Source organism: Micromonospora sp. BQ32 (assembly GCF_059358895.1).
This window is the reverse complement of the sequence record NZ_JCADBI010000014.1, coordinates 130,266-146,983: the sequence shown is the minus strand read 5'-3', so window position 1 is coordinate 146,983 and position 16,718 is coordinate 130,266. Positions and strand designations below refer to the sequence as shown.

Here is a 16,718-nt window from a genome sequence, read left to right as displayed (position 1 = left end):
CTAAACCTCGCACGCGATCGGCGGGCGGGGAAGACCCGAGAACCCTTTCCTACCCAACTGGCCGCCCTGTTAGCCCAGCCAGCGGGGACCGATAGCATGGCGTCTCGAGAGGTGGTGGCGTGCGGATGCGCGAGAAGGTGACCCGGCTGTTCGTCGCGGCGGCGATCGCCGAGGCATGCTCCTGGCTGGCCCTGCTGGTCGGCATGTTGGTCAAGTACGGGCCGCCGGACAACGAGCTGGGCGTCAAGATCTTCGGGCCGATCCACGGCGGCCTGTTCGTCGCGTACGTCCTGCTGGTGCTGGCCGTGGCCCGGCTGCACCGGTGGAGCCTGCTGGCCACGGCGGTGGCCCTGGTCAGCGCGGTGCCGCCGTTCGCCACCCTGGCCTTCGAGCGTTGGGCCCGCCGCCGGGGAATGCTCGGCGGAGACCGGCAGCCGGCCCGCGAGCCCGCCCCGGTCGGCTGAGCCGCCGACCCGCCCGCTCGCCCCGGTACGGCTGAGCCCGCCCTGACCGGCAGACCGCCCTGCCCTGACCGGGGTGGGATCTAGGTCAGCGCGGAGCAGGCCGCGATGCCGGCCAGCAGCAGCGTGCCCAGGAACGCCTGCAACAGCAGCGGCGGCCCGAGATGCGACCAGAGCGTCGCGGTACGCGGGGTCAGCAGCTGCCCGGTGGTGAGGTTGACGATCCGCTCGATCCGGGGCGGCAGCTCCGGGTCACGTTGCGGGCGCAGGGTCAGCTGCACCTGATCCGCCGGGTGCAGGGCGCTCTGCGGCAGGTGACCGTGCAGCTCCACCTCGCAGAGCTGACCGGCGGTGTTACGCAGCCGCACCGGCGTGACCAGGTATTCCGGGCCCTGCTTCAGCTCCTTCCAGCGACGCCGGGTGCCGCCACCGCCGAAGGAGAAGAGCGAGCGCAGCAGCAGGGCGGGCAGTCGGGCGAAGGCCGCCGCGGCGAGCACCGCCACCAGCACCGGCTGACCGATGCGTACCTCGCGGGTGTAGCCGTCGAGCAGGCGAATCAGCCGCCCGGTGACGATTCGTTCCGTCGGGTGCACGATCCGCCGGGTATCGAGTCCGCTGTCCATCTCCACCACCGAGAGTTCGCTTGTGTTCACAGATCGTATCGACGTCCTCGGTTGAACGACGTGAATGAAACCTGGTCACGGGCTCACGGCCGCGAGGTGACATCCCCGGCGACCCGGGTAAGCGGGGGGCCGAGCTGGAAAGGGGTCGAGCATGCAGCTGTCCTTCCTGCGCCCGCTCTACGACCGTCCCGGGCCGTGGTGCTCGGTGTATCTGGACGCCTCCGCGGACACGGAGGACGCCCATCCCGCCCTGGATCTGCGCTGGCGTGCCCTGGAACGCAGCCTGGCCAAACAGGGGGCGGACGAGGCGAACATCGCCGCGCTGGACCGGGTGGTCCGAGGTCATGACCCGATGGTCGGTGACTACGGCCTGGCGGTCTTCGCCAGTCACGGCCGGGTGGTGCTCTCCGAGTACCTGTCCGCGCCGCCACTGCGGGACCTGGCCCACGTGGGGCCGCTGCCGCACGTGATGCCGATGCTCGCCCAGCGCGGCGAGCAGGTGGCCTGGGTGCGCGTGCTGGCCGACCGCACCGGTGCGGACGCGATCGCCATCAGTGCCGGTGGGGTCCCGCGCAGGGCGCACGTCGTCGGCGGGGAGACCTTCCCGCTGCGCAAGCCGCAACCCGGTGGCTGGTCCCAGGACATCTACCAGAAGGCCGCCATGGAGGCCTGGCACCGCAACGCCGGCGACGTCACCGCGGCGACCGTGCAGCTGGCCGAGAAGGTCGGCGCGGAGGTGGTGGTGATCGCCGGCGACGTCCGGGCCACCGGCATGATCGCCGCCCAGATGCCCGAGCGCTGGCAGGACCTGATGGTGCGCACCGACGCCGGCTCCCGGGCCGCCGGCGCCGACCTGACGTTGCTGGACGACCTCACCGTGCAGACCATCGCGGAGATCGCCGACCAGCGGATCAGCGCCGCGCTGGACAAGTTCGGCGTGCAGGAGGACGTGGGCGGCGGCCTGGACGCGGTCGTCTCGGCCCTGCAACGCAACCAGGTCGACACGATGATCATCGTGGACGATCCGTCGGCCAACGGTGAGCTGTGGATCGGCCCGGAACCCACCGAGATCGCCGTCGACCCGGGGCAGTTGGCCGCCATGTCGGTGGCCGACCCGCAGCGGGTACGCGCCGACGCGGCGCTCGTCCGGGCGCTCGTCGGCACCGACGCGGCACTGACCGTGCTCGGCCCCGACGAGGCACCCGATCTCACCGACGGCGTCGGCGCGGTGCTGCGCTACGTCGATCCCAGCACACCGGGGCGCGGCAATGGTTGACCGAACGGTTGCGGACGTCGTGGTGGAGCGGCTCCTGGCCTGGCGGGTACCCCGTGCCTTCGGGTACCCGGGCGAGGCGATCGCGCCGCTTGTCGACGCGCTGGACCGCACCGGCGGCGAGCCGGCGTTCATTCCGGCCCGGCACGAGGAGACCGCCTCGTTCATGGCCACCGGGCACGCCAAGTTCACCGGCGGCATCGGGGTCTGCCTCGCCACCCAGGGGCCCAGCGCCGTCCAGCTGCTCAACGGCCTCTACGACGCCAAGCTGGACAGCAAACCGGTGGTGGCGATCGTCGGGGAGGACATCTCCGGGCCGCTCGGCGGCGCGCACCAGGAGATCGGGCTGAGCCGGCTCTTCGGGGACGTGTGCAACCAGTTCGTCCGGTACGGCCGCAGCCCCGACGAGGTGGGGACGCTGCTGGACCAGGCGTTCCGGACGGCGGCGGCGACCCGCAGCCCGACCTGCGTGGTGCTGCCCCGACAGTTGCAGGAGGCGCTGGTGCCCGACCTGCAGTCGTACGGCGCCGGGGTGATCACGGCGACCCCCGGTGAGCCGCTGGCCCGGGTCCTGCCGCACGAGGTGGACCTGGACGCCGCCGCGCAGCTGCTCAGCGGCGGCCAGCGGACCGCGATCCTGGTGGGTCAGGGCGGTCGGGACGCGGCCGCCGAGATCATCGAGATCGCCGACCGGCTCGGCGCCGGGGTGGCCACCTCACTGCTGGGCAAGCCGGTGCTCGACGAGCGGCTGCCGTTCCACACCGGTGTGCTCGGCGAGGTCGGCACCCCGGCGGCGGCCGAGCTGATGGGTGGCTGCGACACGCTGCTGATGGTCGGCACCAACGACCCGTGGACCGACTACTTCCCGATGCCCGAGCAGGCGCGCACGGTGCAGATCGACATCGACGGCCGCCGGATCGGCACCCGCTACCCGGCCGACGTGCCGCTGGTCGGTGACGCCGCCGAGACGCTGCGGGCGCTGCTGAGCCGGTTGCGCGGCCGACCCGAGCAGCAGTGGCGCGCCACCGTGGAGAGTTCGGTGGACCGCTGGCGGGAGGTCGCCGCCGAGCGGGCCGCCGCCCCCGCGGACCCGGTCAACCCGCAGCTCGTTCTCGAGGAGTTGTCCGCCCGGATGCCCGGCACCGGCGCGGTCGCGGTCGACGTCGGCTCGGTGCTCTACTGGTACGCCCGGCACCTCACCCTGCCACCGGGGGTCAACGCGCAGTTGTGCGGCACCCTCGGCTCGATGGGCTGCGCGCTGCCGTACGCGGTGGCGGCCAAGCTCGCCGCCCCCGACCAGCCGGTGGTCGCGCTGGTCGGTGACGGGGCGATGCAGCTCAACGGGCTCGCCGAACTGATCACCGTCTCGCACCTCTGGCAGCGGTGGCGCGACCCGCGGCTGGTGGTGCTGGTGCTCAACAACCGGGACGAGAACGGCATGGGTGGCGGGCGACAACCGTCGCCCGACCCGACCCACCGTCGCCCCGACGTGCCGTACGCCGGCTGGGCCCGGCTGCTGGGGCTGCACGGAGTGCGGGCGGACCGCCCGGAGCTGGTCGGCGCGGCCTGGGACGAGGCCCTCGCCGCCGACCGCCCCTGCGTACTGGAGGCGGTCGTCGACCCGGCGGTGTCGCTGTCGCCGCCGGAGCCCGCCTTCGCCGACCTGCGGGGTCTGTACGCCGAGGGTGCTCCGGCCCGGAAGGTCCGCGAGCAGGTGGAGGTCACCGCCGGCGCCGACGATCTCGTTTAGCCACCTTCGACCAGGGCATGAGAAGCGGCCCGACGACGCTGGAGGTCCCATGTCCGAGCCCGCTGACCGCCGTTACGGTCCCGCGAGCCTGCCGAGGGCGCGGGGCCCGCTCTCCGCGGCGGTCGTCGGGGCTCTGCGACGCCCACCGCACGACCTGCCGACCGATCTCGGCGCCGACCTCGACCCGACGGACCCGATCACCGACGAGGACCTGCAACTGACGCTGTTCCTCTGTTACGAGCTGCACTACCGGGGCTGGCTCGGGGTGGACGAGTCGTGGGAGTGGCAGCCGACCCTGCTGGCGCTGCGCGCCCGCTGCGAACGGGTCTTCGAGGCGGCGCTGCGCCGGCTGGTCGGCGCGCCGCGGGTGCCCGCCGCCGGGGTGGCGGCCGGCCTGGCCGAGCTGGTCGCGGCCGATGACGGGCCGGCGCTGGCCGCGACGCTGCAACGACGTGCCGACCTCACCCAGTTCCGCGAGTTCGTCGCCCACCGCTCCGTCTACCACCTGCGGGAGGCGGACCCGCACAGCTGGGCGCTGCCCCGCCTCGGTGGCCCGGCCAAGGCCGCGCTCGTGGAGATCCAGACCGACGAGTACGGCAACGGGCGGCTGGACCGGATGCACGCCGAGCTGTTCCGGTGCACCCTCGACCGGCTGGGCCTGGACACCGCCTACGGCGCCCACGTCGACGTGGCGCCGGCGGTGACGTTGGCGACCAACAACCTGATGTCGCTGTTCGGGCTGCACCGACGGCTGCGCGGCGCGCTGCTCGGGCACCTGGCCGCGTTCGAGATGACCTCCTCGTTGCCCAACCGTCGCTACGGCAACGGGCTGCGCCGCCTCGGCTTCGACGAGGTGGCCACCCGCTTCTACGACGAGCACGTCGAGGCCGACGCGGTGCACGAGCAGATCGCCGCGCACGACATGTGCGGTGGCCTGGTCCGTGTCGAGCCGGCCCTCGCCGCCGACGTGCTCTTCGGCGCGGCGGCCGGGCTCGCAGTGGACCGGCTGTTCGCCGCGCATCTGCTGGACAGCTGGGCCGTCGGCCGCAGCTCGCTGCGCGCACCCACCCCGCCGGCCCTGCCGCCTACGGTCTCGCTTGTCGCGTCGCCCGCGGTGGCCCCGCAGGCCCCGCCCGCGCTCGTCTGATCCGAGGGCTTGTCGCACCCGGGAAGCCGACGGATCACGCCCATGCGTGTGGAGCGGCGGGGTGGATCGCCGCTGCTGGGTGGGGGCGTGCCGCGCGTGGTCAACCCTTTGCTCTGCACCCGCCGGCGCACCAGGCACGGTCCGTAACTGGCGCGTGGGCGGGTGCAGAGCAAAGGCGGCGTGCCTCTGGTGCGGCCCGTCCGCGCCCTTCCGCTGCGGGACGCGGCGACGTGCGGTCACCCCTCGCGGGTCGTGCCGGCGCGGAAGTTGATCGCCTTGTGGGTGCCGTCGCAGAACGGCTTGAGCGCCGACTTGCCGCACCGGCACAACGCCACCGTGCCCCGGCGTGCGTCGATGCGCTCGCCGTCCGGGGTGACCAGCGCGAAGTCGCCGCGGACCAGCAGCGGTCCGTCCTCGTACGGGGTGATCGTGGCGGCGGCTGGCTCGCTGGTGTCGTCGGTGCGCATGGCCCCGGAAGTGCCCGTCCTGGCCCCGCCGAAACCCGCGCGGCCGAACGCCGGTGATGCCCGGCGCACCCCGCTGAGCAGCGGAATGTACCGCCGGGTGGGTGATGCCCCGTTTGAACCCCATCGGGACGGGAAGCCGGGCCGCGTGGTGAGCGAACGAGGCAAGGTGGGGCCGGTGCACAAGGTGCACAAGGGGCTCACGGCCGATGGCGCCGGTCTGGCCGGCGACCGGGTCGTGACCGCGGGCAGCTCCGCCCGGGTGCTGGTCGCCGCCACCGCCCGGGCGCTGCGCGGGGTCGACTGCGCCGACCTCGGGCACACCGGGCCGACGTCGCGGTTCCCCGGCGCCCCCGAGCCGGTACGCCGCGCCGGGGTCACCCGCGCCGCCAGCCGGGTCGCGCTCACCGTGGCCCAGGTCGACGAGGTGGACGCCGCCCGGGTGGCCCGCTGGTTCGTCGACCAGTACCCCCGCCGGCGCTACCCGGGGGTGCTGATCGGCTCTCCGCACGGCGCGGCGGCACACCTCGCGGTGGCCCTCGGCGTGCCGTGGCTGCCGGCGGGCTTCGAGATGACCGTGCACTGGTCCGACGGCGGGGTGGACCGCCCGGCGGACGCCGTGGCGCACGGCGCGGCACTCGGCACCCGGTTGCTCGCCGGCAACGCCGACCTGCACCTGCGCCAGGTGCACTGCCCGGCCAGCCAGGGCGCGCTGAGCGGGGCGACGGTGTCGCTGACCGCCGCGTGGAGGGCCCTACCGGCCGCGTACGCGCAGTTCCTGGCCGACCTGCTGGTGCCGGGTGCCCCCGTGCTGCTGGTCCGCGACGCGCGCACCTGGCCGGTGCTCGAGCGTGGGCCGGGGCACAGCTTCCAGGTCGGCTGCCCGGGCAGCGGGCTGGACCCGGTGGACTTCCACCCGGACAGCCACGCGTTGCGGCAGGTGCTGCGCTCCGTCGGCGGCGACGCGACCCGGTGGGAGCCGCCGGAGGTGTCCGTACCGTCGGCGTACGCCGAGCACGACGTCGACTCGGGCTTCGAGGTGGCCGCGCGGGACTGGTCCACCCGGCGTCAGCACCCGCTGCACCGGGTGTTGGTGCCCCGGCCGGCGGCGCTGAGCGCGGGCGTGGCCGACCTGTACCGGCGGTGGCTGCGGCGCGCCGGCAAGACCGGTGACCGGTTGGTGGTGGAGTGCGGCCGACTGCTCGATCCGTGGCAGGTGGTGCGGGCCGGGCTGGTGCCGTACTGGTGTGAGAACGCCACCCGGCGCAGCGTCGACGAGGCCGAGTGGTGGCTGGCCGGCAGCGAGGCGTTCAGCTCGGTGGACGTGTTGCCCGAGCCGCCCGGGGTGCGCTCGCCCGCGCTGGCCGGGCTGCCGCAGTGGCTGGCCGTCGCCGGGTTCGGCCGGCGGCGTCGGGCGTTGGACCGCACCACCGCCCGGGGCTACCCGGTCACCTCGGTGCCCACCCGCCGGGCCACCGAGGTCCTGCGCGCCCAGCCGTACGACCTGCCCGTGCCGCCCCCGCTGGGGGTCGCCGAGGCGCTGGCCGTGCTCCGCGACAGCGGCGGCCACCAGGGGTTGTTGGTCTCCTGAGACGGAGGACGCCGAAACATCCTCGCGAACCCGGGGTCCCGTGATTGAGTACCTACGGAGCGGGAACATCGCTGGCTGCGACGGCCTAATTGCGCTGCGTAGAGGCGGTGTCGCCCGCTGGCATCCCAGTCACTGACCCACTTTCCGGCCCGGTGCGTGGCTCGACCACGCGCACGACCGGTTTCCCGATCCGGGCGGGGGACCTTCCTGAGGGAGGCGCGGATGTTCGGACAGACGAGCACGACCACGACCACACCACCACCACCGACCGATCGAGGTCTGGAGGATCTCGACGCGGCGGCGCTGGCGTACGCGGCCCGGATCGCCGGGTTGCCGCCCGAGCGGCGGGGGGAGGCGCGGGAGGACCTGGTCCGCTTCGCGCTGCCGTTCGCCGGCCGACTCGCCCGCCGGTACCGGGGGCGGGGGGAGCCGCTGGAGGACCTGGAGCAGGTGGCCCGGCTGGGGCTGGTCAACGCCGTCGACCGCTATGACCCGGAACGGGGCTCGTTCACCGCGTACGCCGCGATCACCATCGTGGGCGAGATCAAACGGCACTTCCGGGACCGTACCTGGGGCGTGCACGTGCCCCGCCGGCTGCGGGACCTGATCCTCGAGGTGGGGCAGGCCACCGCCGCACTCACCAGCGAGCTGTCCCGGGCCCCGACGGTGGCCGAGCTGTCGGCCCGGCTGGAGACCCCGCAGGAGGAGATCCTCGCCGCCCTGGAGTCGGCGGCCGGTTACAGCCCGGCCTCCCTCAACGCGCCGGTGGGTGGGGAGAGCTCCGCCGAGTTCGGGGACCTGGTCGGCGAGTCGGACAACGCGTTGGAGTCGGTCGACGACCGGGTGACGGTGAGCGGCCTGTTGCACCGACTGCCCTGGCGTGAGCGGCGGATCCTCGCGATGCGCTTCTACGGCAACCAGACCCAGGCGGAGATCGCCGCCCGGTTCGGCATCTCGCAGATGCACGTGTCCCGGCTGCTGTCGCGGGCGCTCACCTGGCTGCGTCAGGCGATGCTCGCCGACGCGCCGCCGCCCTGGCAGAACGGGGCCGCCGAACCCGACCCGGGCAAGACCCGGATCTCGGTCAAGCAGAACGGCGACTCGGTGGTGGTCGAGGTCGGCGGCGAGATCGACCGCGACGGCGCGGACCAGCTGCGCCGGGCCATGCTGGAGGCGGTCACCGGCCAGCCCAGTGAGGTGGTCGTCGACCTGGTCGGCGCGGGTGGCTTCGACGCCGGCGGGATCGCCGCGCTGATGGCCGGCCGGGACGCCGCGGAGCGGACCGGGGTGCCGCTGCGGCTGACCCGGGTCCAGCCCGCGGTACGCCGTTCACTCACCGCCGCCGGCCTGGCGCCGGCCCGGGACTGACCGCACCAGAACGGGCGAAGGGCCGACACCACGCGGGTGTCGGCCCTTCTGCGCGCGTACCCCTGGTCAGCGCTCTTCGGGGTTGCCCTCGGTGTGCGGGTGACGCCAGCGTTCGTGCGGCTTCGGCGCGTCCTCGGCGTCCTCCGGCGGGTCGCTCTGCTCGAAGCTCGGCCGGCGGACGCCCTCGGGCTCCGGCACGTCCACCGGCCGGGCACCGGAGCGCGGCGCCGGCTGGTAGTCGGTCGCCTCGCGGGCGCCGTGCGCGCCCTCGGCGGACGGGGACTCCGGGGCGTGATGCTCCACCCGCAACTCCTCGGTGAACTGCTGCGGCGGCTTGGTGGTGCGCTGCGGCAGGTCGCGGCCCAGATCGGCGACGAGCGGGCCGTACTTCAGGTCGAAGGCGGGGCGTTCGGACCGGATCCGGGGCATCCGGTCGAAGTTGCGCAGCGGCGGCGGGCAGCTGGTGGCCCACTCGAGGGAGTTGCCGAAGCCCCACGGGTCGTCCACCGTCACGATCGCCCCGTACCGCCAGGACTTCCAGGCGTTGTAGATGAAGAAGAGGGTGGACAGGCCGAGGATGAACGCGAAGATGCTGGAGACCGTGTTCAGCGCGGTGAAGCCGTCGGTGGGCAGGTAGTCGGCGTACCGGCGCGGCATGCCCTCGTTGCCCAGCCAGTGGTGCACCAGGAAGGTGCCGTGGAAGCCGATGAACATGGTCCAGAAGTGCGCCTTGCCGAGCCGTTCGTCGAGCAGTCGGCCGGTCATCTTGGGCCACCAGAAGTAGTAGCCGCCGAAGAGGGCGAAGACCACGGTGCCGAACACCACGTAGTGGAAGTGCGCCACCACGAAGTAGGTGTCGTGGGTGTGCCAGTCCACCGGCGGGCTGGCCAGCAGGACGCCGGTGAGGCCGCCGAGCAGGAAGGTGACCAGGAAGCCGATGGCGAAGAGCATCGGCGTCTCGAAGGTGAGCTGACCCTTCCACATGGTGCCGATCCAGTTGAAGAACTTCACGCCGGTGGGCACCGCGATCAGGTAACTCAGGATGCTGAAGAACGGCAGCAGCACCTGGCCGGTGGCGAACATGTGGTGCGCCCAGACCGTCATGGACAGCACGGTGATGGCGATGGTGGCCAGCACGATGCCGGTGTAGCCGAAGAGCGGCTTGCGGGAGAAGACCGGGATGATCTCGGTGATGATGCCGAAGAACGGCAACGCGATGATGTACACCTCGGGGTGGCCGAAGAACCAGAACAGGTGCTGCCAGAGCATCGGGCCGCCGGTGGCCGGGTCGTACACGTGCGCGTTGAGCAACCGGTCGGCGGAGAGCGCCAGCAGCGCGGCGGCCAGCAGCGGGAAGACGAGGATCACCAACACGCTGGTGAACAGCATGTTCCAGGTGAAGATCGGCATCCGGAACATGGTCATGCCGGGCGCGCGCAGCGTGAGGATCGTGGTGATCAGGTTGACCGCGCCGAGGATGGTGCCGAGCCCGGAGACCACCAGGCCGAGCACCCACATGTTCGCCCCCACGCCGGGGCTGTGCTCGACGCTGCTGAGCGGGCTGTACGCGGTCCAGCCGAAGTCCGCCGAACCCCCCGGGGTGAGGAATCCGCCGATCACCATGAGGCCGCCGAACAGGTACAGCCAGTAGGCCAGCGCGTTGAGGCGGGGGAACGACACGTCCGGTGCGCCGATCTGGATCGGCACGATGTAGTTGGCGAACCCGAACGCCGCGGGCGTGGCGAACAGCAGCAGCATCACGGCGCCGTGCGAGGTGAAGAGCTGGTTGTACTGCTCGGAGGAGAGGAACTGCATCCCCGGGCGGGCCAGCTCGGCCCGCATCACCATCGCCTGCAGCCCCGCCACCACGAAGAACCCGAAGGAGGTCAGCAGATACAGCAGGCCGATCTGCTTGTGGTCGGTCGTGGCGAGGAACTTGATCAGGGAGTTGCCGGGGATCGGTGCCCGTACCGCTCCCGGGAACCCGCCGAAGCGGGCCGGTGCCAGGATCGCCGGGCCCCGATCGCGACCGGGTTCCGTGGTTACCCGCTTGGGCATGGCTGCTCACCCCGTCGTGACGGCAGAAAGGACGGGCGTGCCTACCCGACCCTCGCACCATGTAACCAGGCCAGAGCGGTGATTTCGGTCAGAACGCTGGTACCGGGAGCAAGCGCCCCGAACGCTCAGGTTGCCGGCAGCATCGCCCAGACGGCCTTGCCCGGACCCGCCGGCACGCTGCCCCAGCGCTGGGTCAGCTCCCGGACCAGCATCAGCCCTCGCCCACCCTCGGCGCGCAGGTCCGTCCCGCCCGCACGGGCCTGGGCGCTGCTGCCGTCCACCACCGCCAGGTGCAGATACGGCCGGCGCAGGGTCACCGTCACCTGCATCGGCGTGCCGGCGTGGCGCACCACGTTGCCGACCAGCTCGCTGAGCACCAACGCGGCCGGGCCGGACGCGTCCGGCAGGTTCCACCGCGCGCACGCCTCGGTGACCAACTCCCGGGCCCGCCGGCACGCCCCGGCCACCGGCTCCAGCCGGGCCCGCATCCGCAACGCGGACGTCGTGCCGGCCAACCGGGTCGCCTCCGCGCAGTCAGCGGAGACCGGGAGCAGCCGGCAGGTGGTCGACTCGGCCAGCCATCGGGCGGCGACCGGCGACGGGGAGCAGAGCAGCACCGGTACGGCCGGCCACTCCTCGGCCCGCCGGGCGGCCGCGGCGAAGACGGACAACGCCAACCGGTCCTCCACGTTCACCCCGGCCATGTCGACCACCAGGGCCTCCGGCTGGTCGATCAGCGCGTCGCTGAGCGCCTGGTGCACCGAGCGCATCGTGCCGAGGTGCAGCGGGCCGGTGAGCCGGACGACCGCCACCGGTGCCGTGGTACGCACCTCGCAGGTGATCCCGCTCGACATCGGCGCCTCAATTCGCTGCTGGGTCGGGATCTGCCAACTACCCGAGCCCGTTCCCGATCAAACCGGCCCGACGCCGGGGCGAGGCAGGTCACGCCGCGTAACCCCAGGTCAGCGACGGGCCCGACCGGTCAGGACGCCCAGCGCGATCATGCCGACTCCGAGCCCCAGGTGCAGCCAGTCGTCGGCGGTGTTGACCGGCAGCACGTTCGCCCCGGTGTCGTGGTCCACCGCCAGCCCGTAGAGCCAGAGCACCAGGTAGACCGCGCCGCCGCCGACAAGGAACGCCCGAGCGCCGGTGACCGTCCGCGCCAGCAGCAGCCCCGCCACCCCGTACGCCAGGTGCACCAGGTTGTGCAGCACCGACACCTGGAAGACCCCGAACAGGTACGCGCCCGAATCGTGACCGGCGAAGCGCAAAGCGTCCATGCCGCTGGTGATCCCCGGCACGAAGCCGAGCGCGCCGATCAGCAGGAACAGCACCCCGACCGTCGCCGCCGCGCGACGGACCGGCGGTTTGCCGTCGGCCGGGTTGGGTCGGGCCCGGGAGTGCGCCATCGGTCCGATCATTCCCGGCTCCTCGTCGCGCGGCGGGCAAGAGCGCTGCCGGCTACCCGCTGCCGCGGCCGGCAAACCACGCCGGCCCCACCGTCGGTCAGGCCGGCAGCAGCCGCGGCGCGCGGGCCGACTGCCGGACCCGGTCGTACAGCTCGACGTAGCGCTGGGCCATCACCGCCGGCGTGAAGCGCTGCGCGGCCACCCGCCGGCACTCGTCGGGGTCGAGCAGCTCGGCGGCGAGCAGAAGGTCGCCCAGCTCCTCCTCGTCGGTGGTGAGCAGCCCGGTGCGGCCGTGCTCGATCAGTTCCGGCAGACAACCCCGCGCGGTGGCCACCACCGGCGTTCCCAGGGCGAGCGACTCGACGACCGCCGTGCCGCCGGGCTCCTCCCACCGCAGCGGGAACAGCGACGCGCGGGCGCTGGCGAGCAGGTCGTCCCGCTCCTGGCCGGCCACGGTGCCGACCCAGCGGACCAGGTCGCCGTCGACGTGCGGCGCCACCTCGTCGAGGAAGAACCGCACGTCCGGGTTCTGCCGAGCCTCGTCGCCGGCCGCGGCCAGGTCGGCCGGCCGATGGTACGGGCCGACAGGGCCGGCCAGCACCAGCGGAAGACCGACCCGGTGCGCGAGCCGGGCACCCACGTCCTGCCCCTTGCCCGGGTTGATCCGGCCCAGGATGAGCAGGTGCTCGCCCTTCTCCGGTCGGGGCCGCCGGTCGGCGTCGACGGCCAGCGGCGTGGACAGGTGCACGTGCCCCACCGAGTGCTCCCGCAACGCCAACGGAGCGCGGGCCAGCTGCGACGCCGAGACGCCGTTGACCCGGACCCGGTCGCCGCCGTCCAGGTTGCCGTAGAGCGCCGGGTGCTTGGCCAGGTCCCAGTGCAGGGTGTGCAGGGTCGGCGGCCCGGCCGGCCCCATCGCGGCGAGGGTGGCCAGCCCGACCGCCTCGACGTGGTCGTGGACCAGGTCGATGTCGTCGCGGGAGTGCAGCTCCCGGACCACCCCCGCCAGATGCGCCTGGGCGATCCCGCAGACCTGGTTGTACGGCCGCTGCAACGCGGCGAACTGCCCGTCGGCGAAGACCGAGACCTGCTCGTCCACCGGCAGGGTGCTGCTGCCCACCGAGGCGAGCACCACCCGGACACCGAGTCGCCGCAGCTCCGGCACCAGCGTGGCGATCACGTTCTCGATGCCGCCGTAGCCGGGCGGTGGCACCGACAGCCACGGGCCGGCGTTCATCAGCACGGTGAGGCTCCTCGCGCTCACGCGGCGGCCACCCGGCGGCGGGGCACCCGGTGGCGCAGTTCGGCCAACGGCGGGCGCTCCTCGATGGACACGTCGCTGACCACGATCTCGCGGTCCAGGTTCGGCAACGTGTCCGAACCACCGCGACGGAACTGGGTCAGCAACGCCTCCGGCGTAAACCCGGGGGCCGCCCAGCCGCGCCGTTGCAACCGGGACCAGGCGGTCAACATGATCTGCGCGGACATCCGGCCCAGGGCCGCGGTGTCCTGGTGGCGGTGCTTGCGCTCACCGAGGTCGACCTGCGCCAGCGCGTCCAAACCGACCAGTTCGAGCAGGTCGATCATCATGGCCGTCTCCACCCCGTACCCGGAGACGAACGGCACCTGGGCCAGCACGTCCCGGCGGGCCGCGTACTCACCGGCGAGCGGCTGCACGAAGCCGGCCAGTTCGGGCCAGAAGAGGTTGAGCAGCGGTCGGGCCATCAACTCGGTCACCCGGCCCCCGCCGTCCTGCTCCACGCTGGCGGTGCCCACCAGGGGCCGGTGGTAGAAGCCCTTCACGAAGTCGACCGACGGGTCGGTCAGCAACGGGCCGAGCAGCCCGCTCACAAAGTGCGGCCGGAACTCCCGCAGGTCGGCGTCGATGAACGCCACCACGTCTCCCTCGGCGGCGGCCAGCCCGGCCCAGAGCGCGTCGCCCTTGCCGGTGAGCCGGGGCAACCCCCGGGTCATCGCGTCCTGGCTGACCACCTCCGCCCCGGCGGCACGAGCCACCTGCGCGGTCCGGTCCGTGGAACGGGAATCCACCACGATCAACTCGTCGACCAGGGCGACCCGATCCATCAGGTGTTCCCGGATGGTCGACACGATCGCGCCGACGGTGGCCTCCTCGTTGCGCGCCGGCAGCACGACGCTGACCCGGGTCTCACCCTTGGCGCGTACCAGCCGACGGGTCGGCCAGTCCGCCGCTGACGTGGTCCGGTACGTGGCCCACGCCTCCACCACCGGTGACACGTTCGATGTCGCATCCCGCACGGGCACCCCTCCGTTCGTGCGTGGAAAAACCGAATTTGGTTGTTCCCATTCCTCGTCACGCGCTAACCGCTTTCTCGGCAACAGCTTGATCACAGAGGTGACACCCATGCGTTCCCGGGCGATGAACGTTTGATTGCGCACACCCCAGGGGACTGCTCCCACCGCAGATGAAATGTCTTCGAAGGGGTGTCAGGATGCGGAAAAGCCGGGTGGGTCTGGTCGGAGCCGGCGGCGTGGCACAGCGCCACGCGCGGGTGCTGGCTGGGTTCGACGACGTGGAGCTGATCGGCGTCACCGACGTCGCGCCGGAGGCGGCGTCCGCGCTGGCCGCACAGCACGGCGGGCGAGCCTGCGTCGACGTCGCCGAACTGCTGGCCACCGGTCCGGACGCCGTGTACGTCTGCGTGCCCCCGTTCGCCCACGGCCCCGCCGAGGAGGCGGTGATCGAGGCCGGGGTGCCGATGTTCGTGGAGAAGCCCGTCGCCGTCGACCTGAGCACCGCCGAGCGGATCGCCGACCTGGTCGCGCGGCGCGGACTGCGCACCGCCGTCGGCCACCACTGGCGCTACCTCAGCGTGCTCGACCAGGCCCGCGACCTGCTCGCCGACCGCCCGGTGCGGATGGTCAGCGGCGCCTGGCTGGACAAGGTGCCCCCGGTGGCGTGGTGGTCACGACGGGACCGCTCCGGCGGCCCGGTGGTCGAGCAGGCCGCCCACGTGCTCGATCTGATCCGCGTGCTGGCCGGTGAGGTCACCGAGGTCACCGCGTACGGCAACGGCACCCCACCGCCGGTCGACGGCGCCGACATCGACTCGGTGACCACCGCCGCGCTGCGCTTCGCCGACGGCGCGGTCGGCACGCTCAGCGCCGCCTGCGTCCTCGGCTGGAAGCACCGCGCCGGTCTGGAGATCATCGCCGACGGGCTGGCCCTCGCGATCACCGAGGACGGTCTGACGATCCGCGACGCCGACGGCGAACGACACCTGCCCGCCGACCCGGAAGCCGCCCGGGTGGCGGTGGACCGCGCCTTCGTCGACGCCGTCCGCGGCATCGGCGACGACGTGCGCGTCCCGTACGCCGAGGCCCTCGCGACCCAGCGCCTGGCCCTCGCGGTGGCCGACGCGGCCCGTACCGGAACGACCGTGCGGGTCGCCACCGCGACCGCGCCGGCGATGCTCGCCACCGGGGTGACCGTCGATGCGTGACAAGGTCGTGGTGGTCACCGGTCCCGGCCGGGTCGACCTGGTCGAGCAGGACGCCGCGCCGCTGCGCCCCGGCACGTTCCGGGTCGAGACGCTGTTCAGCGGTGTCTCCGCCGGCACCGAGTTGAGCTACGTCAAGGGCACGAACCCCTACCTGAACGTCACCTGGAACGCCGACCTGGGGCTGTTCCAGCCGGGCGCGGCCAGCACGCCCTACCCGGTGACCCGACTCGGCTACATGCAGGTGGGCCGGGTGGTGGAGAGCGAAACCCCGGCCATCGCGGTGGGCACGGTCGGCGCGATGACGTACGGGCACCGCACCGGCTGGCTGGCCGACCCGGTGGCCGAACGGTTCGTGGCGCTCCCCGACGACCTGGACCCGCTGCTCGGCGTCTACGTCGCGCACATGGGCCCGATCTGCGCCAACGGTCTGCTGCACGCCGCCGCCGACCTGCACGGCACCGACGTCCGCGCGCTCGGCGACGGGGTACGCGGCCGCCGGGTCGCCGTCGTCGGTGCCGGTGTCGTGGCGCTGCTGACGGCGTTGTTCGCCCGGCGCCACGGCGCCGCGTCGGTGGTGGTGCTCGACCCCACCCCGCACCGCCGTCAGGTCGCCGAGGCGCTCGGCCTGGAAACCCTCGACCCGGGCGCGGACGACCCGGCGGTCGTGCTCAAGACCCGCTGGGCGCACACCGCCGGCGACCGGGGCGCCGACGTGGTGTTCCAGTGCCGGGGGCAGGCATGGGCGTTGCACCTCGCCCTGCGGCTGCTGCGGCCTCAGGGCACCGTCATCGACCTCGCCTTCTACCAGGGCGGCGCGGACGCGGTCCGCCTCGGTGAGGAGTTCCACCACAACGGGCTGTCGCTGCGCTGCGCCCAGATCGGCCGGGTGCCGCGCGGGCTCGCACCCACCTGGGACCGGGAACGGCTCTCCGCCGAGACCGTCGACCTGCTCCGGACGTACGGAGACACCATCCGCAAGCACCTCGTCTCGGCGGTGGTGCCGTTCGACGAGGCGCCCGCTCTCCTCACCGACCTGGCCGACCGTCGCCGCCAGGAGCTACAGGTGGTGCTCGCCGGCTGACCCGCCGTCGC

15 protein-coding genes are annotated in these 16,718 nt (G+C 73.1%); 8 read left to right on the top strand and 7 right to left on the bottom strand.

Translation table 11 applies throughout. From position 1 onward, the window contains the following. Window positions 1-125: 125 nt before the first annotated feature. Window positions 126-464, top strand: a complete 339-nt coding sequence (locus tag AC5L30_RS24545; protein WP_494870038.1) for a DUF3817 domain-containing protein — start codon at window positions 126-128, stop codon at window positions 462-464. A gap of 80 nt (window positions 465-544) precedes the next feature. On the opposite strand, the gene AC5L30_RS24540 is transcribed toward AC5L30_RS24545, so the two are convergent. After that, on the bottom strand, window positions 545-1,093 hold the full coding sequence (locus AC5L30_RS24540; protein WP_357273836.1) for a hypothetical protein: 549 nt from the start codon (window positions 1,091-1,093) through the stop codon (window positions 545-547). A gap of 142 nt (window positions 1,094-1,235) precedes the next feature. Here AC5L30_RS24540 and AC5L30_RS24535 point away from each other — a divergent pair, with 142 nt between their 5' ends. Genes AC5L30_RS24535 through AC5L30_RS24525 form a run of 3 tightly spaced genes read left to right on the top strand, consistent with a single transcriptional unit; the run spans window position 1,236 to window position 5,254 of the window. After that, on the top strand, window positions 1,236-2,360 hold the full coding sequence (locus AC5L30_RS24535) for a baeRF2 domain-containing protein (protein ID WP_494869973.1): 1,125 nt from the start codon (window positions 1,236-1,238) through the stop codon (window positions 2,358-2,360). Continuing rightward, window positions 2,353-4,107, top strand: coding sequence for a thiamine pyrophosphate-binding protein (locus AC5L30_RS24530; protein ID WP_494869972.1), 1,755 nt, complete (start codon window positions 2,353-2,355; stop codon window positions 4,105-4,107). Before AC5L30_RS24535 ends, AC5L30_RS24530 begins: the two co-directional genes overlap by 8 nt. A gap of 49 nt (window positions 4,108-4,156) precedes the next feature. Beyond that, the gene (locus tag AC5L30_RS24525) at window positions 4,157-5,254 is read left to right on the top strand and encodes an iron-containing redox enzyme family protein (RefSeq protein WP_494869971.1); all 1,098 of its coding nucleotides are present in this window, start codon (window positions 4,157-4,159) and stop codon (window positions 5,252-5,254) included. A 236-nt stretch (window positions 5,255-5,490) separates the two neighbouring features. On the opposite strand, the gene AC5L30_RS24520 is transcribed toward AC5L30_RS24525, so the two are convergent. After that, the gene (locus tag AC5L30_RS24520; protein WP_112587484.1) at window positions 5,491-5,721 is read right to left on the bottom strand and encodes a CDGSH iron-sulfur domain-containing protein; all 231 of its coding nucleotides are present in this window, start codon (window positions 5,719-5,721) and stop codon (window positions 5,491-5,493) included. Window positions 5,722-5,866: 145 nt separating this feature from the next. Here AC5L30_RS24520 and AC5L30_RS24515 point away from each other — a divergent pair, with 145 nt between their 5' ends. Further along, window positions 5,867-7,309, top strand: a complete 1,443-nt coding sequence (locus AC5L30_RS24515; protein ID WP_494869970.1) for a hypothetical protein — start codon at window positions 5,867-5,869, stop codon at window positions 7,307-7,309. Window positions 7,310-7,531: 222 nt separating this feature from the next. Continuing rightward, window positions 7,532-8,677 carry a SigB/SigF/SigG family RNA polymerase sigma factor gene (locus AC5L30_RS24510; protein WP_494869969.1) on the top strand — a complete coding sequence of 382 codons (1,146 nt, stop codon included), beginning with the start codon at window positions 7,532-7,534 and terminating at the stop codon, window positions 8,675-8,677. A 66-nt stretch (window positions 8,678-8,743) separates the two neighbouring features. Here AC5L30_RS24510 and ctaD read toward each other — a convergent pair whose 3' ends face one another. The 5 genes from ctaD to AC5L30_RS24485 form a co-directional block, all read right to left on the bottom strand. Beyond that, entirely contained in the window at window positions 8,744-10,735 is a 1,992-nt protein-coding gene (gene ctaD / locus AC5L30_RS24505) for an aa3-type cytochrome oxidase subunit I (RefSeq protein WP_494869968.1), read from the bottom strand. Between the two features lie 125 nt (window positions 10,736-10,860). After that, window positions 10,861-11,589 carry an ATP-binding protein gene (locus AC5L30_RS24500; protein ID WP_494869967.1) on the bottom strand — a complete coding sequence of 243 codons (729 nt, stop codon included), beginning with the start codon at window positions 11,587-11,589 and terminating at the stop codon, window positions 10,861-10,863. Between the two features lie 108 nt (window positions 11,590-11,697). Beyond that, a complete protein-coding gene (locus AC5L30_RS24495) occupies window positions 11,698-12,156 on the bottom strand; it encodes a DUF4383 domain-containing protein (RefSeq protein ID WP_494869966.1) in 459 nt (152 codons plus the stop codon). A gap of 85 nt (window positions 12,157-12,241) precedes the next feature. Next, window positions 12,242-13,381: a glycosyltransferase gene (locus AC5L30_RS24490; protein WP_494870037.1), complete on the bottom strand. Its 1,140-nt coding sequence runs from the start codon at window positions 13,379-13,381 to the stop codon at window positions 12,242-12,244. Between the two features lie 23 nt (window positions 13,382-13,404). Beyond that, window positions 13,405-14,388: a glucosyl-3-phosphoglycerate synthase gene (locus tag AC5L30_RS24485; protein ID WP_494870036.1), complete on the bottom strand. Its 984-nt coding sequence runs from the start codon at window positions 14,386-14,388 to the stop codon at window positions 13,405-13,407. Between the two features lie 227 nt (window positions 14,389-14,615). Between AC5L30_RS24485 and AC5L30_RS24480 the strand changes: the two genes are divergently transcribed. Together AC5L30_RS24480 and AC5L30_RS24475 are read left to right on the top strand one after the other, a co-directional pair. Further along, window positions 14,616-15,626 (top strand): Gfo/Idh/MocA family protein, encoded by a 1,011-nt coding sequence (locus tag AC5L30_RS24480; RefSeq protein WP_494869965.1) that lies wholly within the window; start codon window positions 14,616-14,618, stop codon window positions 15,624-15,626. Beyond that, on the top strand, window positions 15,619-16,707 hold the full coding sequence (locus tag AC5L30_RS24475; protein ID WP_494869964.1) for a zinc-dependent alcohol dehydrogenase: 1,089 nt from the start codon (window positions 15,619-15,621) through the stop codon (window positions 16,705-16,707). Before AC5L30_RS24480 ends, AC5L30_RS24475 begins: the two co-directional genes overlap by 8 nt. Window positions 16,708-16,718 lie beyond the last annotated feature (11 nt).

What these genes read in the sequence shown, in the direction of transcription:
- AC5L30_RS24545 (WP_494870038.1), top strand. Translation starts at nt 126, where the DNA reads ATGCGCGAGAAGGTGACCCGGCTGTTCGTCGCGGCGGCGATCGCCGAG.
- AC5L30_RS24535 (WP_494869973.1), top strand. Translation starts at nt 1,236, where the DNA reads ATGCAGCTGTCCTTCCTGCGCCCGCTCTACGACCGTCCCGGGCCGTGG.
- AC5L30_RS24530 (WP_494869972.1), top strand. Translation starts at nt 2,353, where the DNA reads ATGGTTGACCGAACGGTTGCGGACGTCGTGGTGGAGCGGCTCCTGGCC.
- AC5L30_RS24525 (WP_494869971.1), top strand. Translation starts at nt 4,157, where the DNA reads ATGTCCGAGCCCGCTGACCGCCGTTACGGTCCCGCGAGCCTGCCGAGG.
- AC5L30_RS24520 (WP_112587484.1), bottom strand. Translation starts at nt 5,721, where the DNA reads ATGCGCACCGACGACACCAGCGAGCCAGCCGCCGCCACGATCACCCCG.
- AC5L30_RS24510 (WP_494869969.1), top strand. Translation starts at nt 7,532, where the DNA reads ATGTTCGGACAGACGAGCACGACCACGACCACACCACCACCACCGACC.
- ctaD (WP_494869968.1), bottom strand. Translation starts at nt 10,735, where the DNA reads ATGCCCAAGCGGGTAACCACGGAACCCGGTCGCGATCGGGGCCCGGCG.
- AC5L30_RS24500 (WP_494869967.1), bottom strand. Translation starts at nt 11,589, where the DNA reads ATGTCGAGCGGGATCACCTGCGAGGTGCGTACCACGGCACCGGTGGCG.
- AC5L30_RS24495 (WP_494869966.1), bottom strand. Translation starts at nt 12,156, where the DNA reads ATGATCGGACCGATGGCGCACTCCCGGGCCCGACCCAACCCGGCCGAC.
- AC5L30_RS24490 (WP_494870037.1), bottom strand. Translation starts at nt 13,381, where the DNA reads ATGAACGCCGGCCCGTGGCTGTCGGTGCCACCGCCCGGCTACGGCGGC.
- AC5L30_RS24480 (WP_494869965.1), top strand. Translation starts at nt 14,616, where the DNA reads ATGCGGAAAAGCCGGGTGGGTCTGGTCGGAGCCGGCGGCGTGGCACAG.
- AC5L30_RS24475 (WP_494869964.1), top strand. Translation starts at nt 15,619, where the DNA reads ATGCGTGACAAGGTCGTGGTGGTCACCGGTCCCGGCCGGGTCGACCTG.